This is a genomic window from Neobacillus niacini, assembly GCF_036961885.1.
Taxonomy (GTDB): Bacteria; Bacillota; Bacilli; order Bacillales; family Cytobacillaceae; genus Neobacillus; species Neobacillus niacini_H.
This window is the reverse complement of the sequence record NZ_JBALNQ010000104.1, coordinates 1-6,967: the sequence shown is the minus strand read 5'-3', so window position 1 is coordinate 6,967 and position 6,967 is coordinate 1. Positions and strand designations below refer to the sequence as shown.

7 protein-coding genes are annotated in these 6,967 nt (G+C 34.8%); 1 reads left to right on the top strand and 6 read right to left on the bottom strand.

Going from position 1 to position 6,967, the window contains the following annotated elements; translation table 11 throughout:
• Window positions 1-95 precede the first annotated feature (95 nt).
• Complete coding sequence (locus tag V7124_RS26090) at window positions 96-1,097, top strand: LCP family glycopolymer transferase (protein WP_335494867.1); 1,002 nt, start codon at window positions 96-98, stop codon at window positions 1,095-1,097.
• A 55-nt stretch (window positions 1,098-1,152) separates the two neighbouring features.
• Here the strand turns inward: V7124_RS26090 and V7124_RS26085 are convergent, their stop codons facing one another.
• The 6 genes from V7124_RS26085 to V7124_RS26060 all read right to left on the bottom strand — a co-directional run.
• Entirely contained in the window at window positions 1,153-3,180 is a 2,028-nt protein-coding gene (locus tag V7124_RS26085; RefSeq protein WP_335494865.1) for a DUF2142 domain-containing protein, read from the bottom strand.
• A 34-nt stretch (window positions 3,181-3,214) separates the two neighbouring features.
• A complete protein-coding gene (locus tag V7124_RS26080) occupies window positions 3,215-3,565 on the bottom strand; it encodes an EamA family transporter (protein WP_335419870.1) in 351 nt (116 codons plus the stop codon).
• Between the two features lie 6 nt (window positions 3,566-3,571).
• The gene (locus V7124_RS26075; RefSeq protein ID WP_335419873.1) at window positions 3,572-3,940 is read right to left on the bottom strand and encodes a DUF2304 domain-containing protein; all 369 of its coding nucleotides are present in this window, start codon (window positions 3,938-3,940) and stop codon (window positions 3,572-3,574) included.
• Window positions 3,941-3,974: 34 nt separating this feature from the next.
• Complete coding sequence (locus V7124_RS26070) at window positions 3,975-4,673, bottom strand: glycosyltransferase family 2 protein (protein ID WP_335419876.1); 699 nt, start codon at window positions 4,671-4,673, stop codon at window positions 3,975-3,977.
• A gap of 35 nt (window positions 4,674-4,708) precedes the next feature.
• Entirely contained in the window at window positions 4,709-5,086 is a 378-nt protein-coding gene (locus V7124_RS26065) for a GtrA family protein (protein WP_335419878.1), read from the bottom strand.
• A 352-nt stretch (window positions 5,087-5,438) separates the two neighbouring features.
• Window positions 5,439-6,967: N-acetylmuramoyl-L-alanine amidase (locus V7124_RS26060; protein WP_335494862.1), on the bottom strand; the 1,529-nt coding region annotated here is incomplete at its 5' end.

Genomic DNA, 6,967 nt, shown 5'->3' with positions numbered 1-6,967 from the left:
ATTTATTTCCATTGAACTAATAGTTCTTCAATATTATAATTTGGATTATAAGTGTCCTATTAAACGAACAATACCTGTGAAGAAGGGATAAATATATGAATACTACTAGATTGGATAGGAAAAAGAAAATAAAGAAGAAAAGTAAATGGCTCCGCTATAGCCTTTTCACATTTTTTATTATACTAGTTGGCAGTGGATTGTATTTTTATAATGCATATAACGATGTTGCAAATGCTGTAAATAAAATGAATAAACCTATTTCAAGAGAGGTTTCCGAAAAACGGGAACAAAAAATTGAATTTGAACAAAAGGATCCAATTTCAATTTTGATGGTAGGTATAGATGAACGCGAGGGCGATCATGGGCGTACGGATTCGATGTTAGTTCTCACTGTTAATCCTGAAACGAAAACTACTAATATATTAAGTATTCCAAGAGATACACGTACAAAATTACTGGACCCTGAAAACCCGAAAAAGACAACAATTGATAAAATTAACCACGCTTATGCATTTGGTGGGATTGAGATGAGTATTGCTTCAGTCGAGAACTTTTTAAACATTCCAATCGATTATTATGTAGAAATCAACATGGAGGGTTTTAAGGATATTGTTGATGCTGTAGGTGGAATCGATGTGGATAACCAATACGCGTTTGAATTGGATGGAGTAACTCTTAAGGAAGGACCACAGCATTTAAACGGTACAAAAGCACTAGCATACTCTCGAATGAGGAAAGAAGATCCCCGCGGTGATATAGGACGTGGTGAACGACAACGCGAGGTAATAACCAAGATTATCGACAAAGGAAAATCTCTTTCAACCCTTACTAATTATAAAAATATTTTGGACGCACTAGAAAATAACATTAAAACAAACTTAACTTTACCAGAAATTATTGAGATGCAATCTGCATATAAGCCTGCTGCTGAAACGATAGAAAAGCTTGAAATTGAAGGATCAGGGAAAATGCTTAATAATGTTTGGTATTATATGGTCGATGACGAAACAAGACAAATCCTTTCTGATCAATTACGTGAACAATTAGGCCTTACAAAAGAAGTAGTTATGAATAATACAAATTCAAAAAGTAATTAATCCAATTTAAAGGGTCCCAATGTTTTGGGACCCTTTTTGTGCCTACAATTACATCTCATCCATTTATGTTTACAAGATACGTAAAAAGCAGGGCGTACATACAGCAATGAATAATAGTTTGAATAAGTAAGTTTATATCTTTATTCTTATTTATAATTTGGTAATTCGAAATACTAAGGAAGAAGAGAATTGCAATCGGGACAAAGTATCTGCCCTGAATACCATAGATAACTGGATTTCCAACCGTGTTGTAGCCCACATACAAGGCAGTATAAATTAGTAGCATAACAGCTAATAGTATAAATACTAGAATTCCCCTGTCCATTCTCCTCCCCTGCATTTTCAGGTCGTTTTCATCATTTATTAGGCCAAATAACAGCATCATAAACAGGAATGTATAAATTATAATTGATGGTGCTGGGTACTGATAATTGGTGGCAACCTTTCCAATCATTGCAACCAATTGCGATGGACCTAAACTAAACAATGTAACAAACAAAGTTTTAATATAAAATATTGGGTGGAGTAAGACAAACATAACTTGTTCCTTCGGAGAAACCCCAGGGTTCCCTCTTAAATCTGGAACTGACATATTAGACAAGTTCATTAAGTTCCAAATAATAAATGGAATCAAACATCCCACAAAAACAATCAAGAATTTCTTTAAATAATCCTTTTTGTTTGTGAACTTTTTTAACGGGATCAGTAAAAATAACAGCAGCATAGGAATGTAAACTATTTTGGATAATGTTACAAAAAGACCTATACCAATCAAAATAATTAAATGCCTCTTAGTGATTTTATCAACTTTACCATATGCAAGTTTTAAAATATATGCAACAAATAATAATGCCATCGCATTGGTTATTCCATCAGCAGATAATGAGGCTGCATGAATGATTGACATTGGTAGTAATGCAAAGAGATAAAATAAATTTTTCTTTACAGGAACGACTTTCAATGCAGCATATACAATTGCTATATATGCTACAAAATTTATCAGCCTCCCCAAAAACATCATCATTAATGGTGAATCGAAAATAAGCCTCCCCAGCATCATCCCAAGTGCTTGTGGAACATAAATTAACGGTGGATAAGACGAGGCATAGTTTCGTAAAAACTGCCTGTCTTCCGGATTGAGCTTATTTTGAAATGCTTCTTTTACAATACTATATTTATACCCAGATTGATGAATGTAGCGTACATCATAGACGGTTTCAACAAGACTGGCAGGGATAAAATTACCTAGTCCCTGTTCTGTTTGCTGATTAATGAATTTCCCCTCTGAAACCTCAAATGCACGGTAATAGTGCTCTAATTCATCAAGTTGATCAAATGGGGGTATAATCAAGACCATCGCCAATCCAATTGGGATTGCAGTAATTAGAAAAGCCTTATGTAATTTATCTTTAAAAATCCTTAAGACGACCACAGAAAGTAAAAAAAACAACAGAATACTAATCCCGATCATCATAAATTTTTGTTTACTTAACAACGGTTTGGTTTCCACATCCATGACCTTAAACCGTAAATCACTTTGCATATCACGGCCATTGATTATTAGCTTCCCCTGCATGTAATCGTCTTTTGAGCTTCTCCAAATAGTTGCAGTTTTCCCAGGATCCAATCCCTGTCCAGTAATGGTAAATTCAAACTCTTTTCCCCTCGCATTGCGGATAACAGGAAAATCAATATTATGATCTAATCCATCCTGCAACTCATTAAGAGGTAAATCTCTTGTAAAAATTACTTCATCGCTTTCAACATCTATTAATTCAAACCCGAAATTTCCTTGCAGCTGTCGATTATAGGTGCCAAATGGTATTTTGATCCGCATAAATTGATTTTGCTCGGCAACGAATGACTGGGTAATTTCCATATCACCTGTTATTTCACCAATGGTCATTTCGCTTTTTTTCTGATTCATTACGGTATGTTCAATTTCTCTTGGGACAATAAATGTACTTCTATTTTCATAGATGTATAAAGAAAACAGTAAGAATACAACGAAGGCAATCGACCAAACAAGCCAGTAGTTTTTTAACTCCATATAAAGTTTATTTGTAAAACCATCCTTAAACATAAAAAAACGCTCCTTTAGCTTGTCCTTTGTCTGATTATCTTGCAACTAGATAGACACCAAACATGATAACTGCCACTCCAATCCATCTTGTCATTGGAATTTGCTCCTTAAATAGATATATGGCAATAAACAATGCGAGGACATAGGCTATACTTTGTAACGGGTACAAAAAGCTTAGCGGCAATTTTGACAACAAGTACATCCAAATAACTGTTGCAATAATATAGAGAGCAAAGCCAAGTATGATAAAGGGAGAAAAAACAATTTGAAAGAACTTCTCAAGCAGGCTCCCACTAAGTTGAATATTCTCTAATCCATATTTCCAAGCTGTTTGCCCTAATACAAGGCAAACAATATTCGTTAAGATTAATACAAATTTTAACATGGGCAGTTACCTCTCTACTGATTGAGTGTTCTTTATTTTTTCAACCTCTTTTTTTAACAATCCTACCTCCTGAACGAGTTGTGTAAACTTATTGGAAATCCTAGAAATTGTTAATGTTAAACTGAAGATAAGGAAAAATTGAAAAATAAATGATAATAGGAAAATAGCATTAACAGGTTCCTTAATGCTTAAAAGATTTGCAATCATGATGGCTAAATTTGAAAAGGCCGCGAGTAAAACATTTACAAAACAAAAAAATAGCCAGAGCAGCGAATATTTTAATTCAAGATTGTATTTTCGAATAAGATTGATTATTACCATAAAGGTAATAATCGAAGTAATCAATAGGATAATTTGTAATTGAATCGTAATCATAAAAAACTCCTTAAAAAATGATATGCTTTCCGGCTCATGTCAATCCAATTTTTCGCATATTATCAATAACAATAGCTAAGGTAACCTTTATCATATAGTAAATAGATTTAAATGAATTAATACTCGACTCTCCACCGAATCTTTCATTCATAACGACGGGAACCTCTTCTGTTTTGTAGTTATTTCTTAATAAGTAAACAATAGATTCCGGCTCGGGATAATCATTAGGATAACGGGTGCTGAATAATTCAATGACTCTGCGATTGCATGCCCTGAATCCCGAAGTCGGGTCGGTAATTCTTTTTTTCTGGAGCAGATAAATTAAGTAACTAAAATAATTGATCCCGATTCTTCGTAATAATGTGGATTGGAACCCTTCTTTTTTTAGATAACGGGAGCCAATAACTAAATCTGCTCTCCCCTCTTTGATTGGTAGAATAAGGTCCTTTATATATGCAGGATTATGCTGCCCATCCCCATCCACTTGAATCGCTATATCATACCCATTCTCATAAGCATACTTGTAGCCTGTTTGAACTGCTCCACCAATACCAAGGTTACAAGGTAAATCAATCACATTAAACCCTAGCCTTCTTCCTACATCGGATGTAGTATCCTTTGAACAATCATTTATTATTACGACGTCGACATCATTGATTCCATGGAATTGCTCTGCCACTCTTACTAAACCTTCTTCTTCATTAAAAGCAGGGACAATTACTAATACCTTCATAAGCTATTCCTCCTTTTATAGTCAGTCACTGATCTTTACTTATTAAAAGTCCAATATTTATTTAATAAGAAATTATAAATAACATTAAAACCCGTTACGCAAATTTGTCCGATAAACTTAGGGAATTGAAAGATATCCACTAGGATATACAGGAAAAACAAATTAATCAATAATGATGATAAATAAACACCTACGAACTTCAACCCTTGAGTGAAATTAAACTTTTTCTTAAATACGAAGGACAAGCTGAAAATATAGCCATTTAGTATTCCGGCAATATAGGCAATCGTACTAGCAGTAAGATAATAAACATTTAGTTTTAAAAGAAAAGCATAGACAACTAATGAAATCGAGGTATTAACCGCTCCTACTAAACAAAACTTAATAAACTGCCCATACTTCCCAACATTCATGATAGAGTACCATCCTTTTTAATGGACAATTACTGATACGTAATTTAACTCAATAAGTCAATTTTTCATCTTGAAATATTATAACTTAAATTCTACACAAATTGTTCATATTCGACAAATTCACATTTTTCCTTGTGTGTACCAACAGCGGTGATTCCTTAAACCCCACATACTGAGTAATTTACTTTTGGTCAATACTCATCTATTTATTCATAAAAAAGACTGTGGGCAAAGCCGAAATTATTCGGATTTGCCCACAGTCTGATTAGAGAAACTACTTTTTGAATACCAGTAATGAAATTATAATTCTTAATTAAGTTGCTTTATTTTTATTAAACAGATATAAAATCAATTAATAAATTCTAAAGTACTCAACAATTCCGTCTGCAATTGCTTGTGCCAACTGATTTTGATAAAAATCAGTAAACAGTTTTTGACGGTCACTAGTGTTATTAATAAAACCCATCTCCAGTAATGTTGCTGGCATAGCGGCTTCACGAATAACAGCAAATGTTTCTCCGTCAGTTCCACGATCATTTGCACCAGTGTAACTAACCATATTTTCTTGAATGAACTTTGTTAGTATTACACTTTTTAGGATTCTTTCTGAATTATTATGCATAGCCTCATTGATTTTAGAAGGATAATTTGGGTCATATTTATAATAGTAAGACTCAATACCAGAAGCAGTGGTTACGCCTAATCCAGTTGAGTTTGTGTGAATACTAACATAAATATCTGTAGCTAAATTATTCGCCATTTGAGGGCGGTCAATCAAACCTAGGTATGTATCATTATTTCGAGACATATAAACTTGAAGGCCTTGTTTTATCAATAAAGCTTGAACCTTTTTAGCAACTGCCAAATTCAAGTCCGCTTCATGATAATTTCCCCAAATTGCACCAGGGTCACTTCCACCATGTCCAGGATCTAAAAACACTTTCAATGATTGTCGGAACGTTACATGACTAGCAGGCAATGTAGTAACACGACCGTTTGTTCCAATTCCCCGAATTGTAACAGTGTGCTTGCCTTCAGTAAATTTGGTTGTGTCGAGAGCATAATGAAATCCTGCCATTTCATTATTAAAATCTGGATAAGCAGTTTTGACATCAGGTCTCGCATCCCCATAAGTTGCTTCACCTACAACCGAACCATCCACTAAAACTTCAATCTTTGCTACTCCGCTAGCATCCAAAAACCAGCCCGATATATCTTTTGTCCCTCTAAGGAGGGAACCAGTAATAGGATTGTCCATATATCCTTTGACATTGGCAATTGATACAGGAATATCAGGCAATAATGTTATTCGACCATTTGTTCCTGTTTCACGGATTACAACAGTATGTTGCCCATCAGGAAATTTGGTTGTGTCAAGAACATAATTAAATCCGCCTTTTTCATTGTTGAACTCTGGAAAAGCCTTTTGTACATCAGATCTGGCTGCGCCATAAGTCGCTTTACCTACTAGGGTTCCGTCCACCATTACCTCAATTTTTTCTACTCCGGTACTATCCAAAAACCAGCCTGATACATTTTTCGTCCCGGTAAGTGTTGCACCCACAACTGGATTGTCAACATAGCCTTTGACATTCGCAAACGATACAGAAACATCAGGCAAAGTTATGACACGACCGTTCTTTGCAGTTTCCCTGATTGAAACTGTATGTTGGCCATCACTAAATTGGGTTGTGTCGAGAGTATAATGAAAGCCTGCATTTCCATTGTTGAATTCAGGAAAGGCCTTTTGAACATCAGATCTCGCTTCTCCATATGTTGCTTGGCCAACCACAGAACCGTCCACTGATACTTCAATCTTTGCTACTCCGATTCCATCCAAAAACCAGCCAGAGACATTCTTGGTCCCGGTAAGTGTTGTAC

What these genes read in the sequence shown, in the direction of transcription:
- V7124_RS26070 (WP_335419876.1), bottom strand. Translation starts at nt 4,673, where the DNA reads ATGAAGGTATTAGTAATTGTCCCTGCTTTTAATGAAGAAGAAGGTTTA.
- V7124_RS26090 (WP_335494867.1), top strand. Translation starts at nt 96, where the DNA reads ATGAATACTACTAGATTGGATAGGAAAAAGAAAATAAAGAAGAAAAGT.
- V7124_RS26075 (WP_335419873.1), bottom strand. Translation starts at nt 3,940, where the DNA reads ATGATTACGATTCAATTACAAATTATCCTATTGATTACTTCGATTATT.
- V7124_RS26065 (WP_335419878.1), bottom strand. Translation starts at nt 5,086, where the DNA reads ATGAATGTTGGGAAGTATGGGCAGTTTATTAAGTTTTGTTTAGTAGGA.
- V7124_RS26085 (WP_335494865.1), bottom strand. Translation starts at nt 3,180, where the DNA reads ATGTTTAAGGATGGTTTTACAAATAAACTTTATATGGAGTTAAAAAAC.
- V7124_RS26080 (WP_335419870.1), bottom strand. Translation starts at nt 3,565, where the DNA reads ATGTTAAAATTTGTATTAATCTTAACGAATATTGTTTGCCTTGTATTA.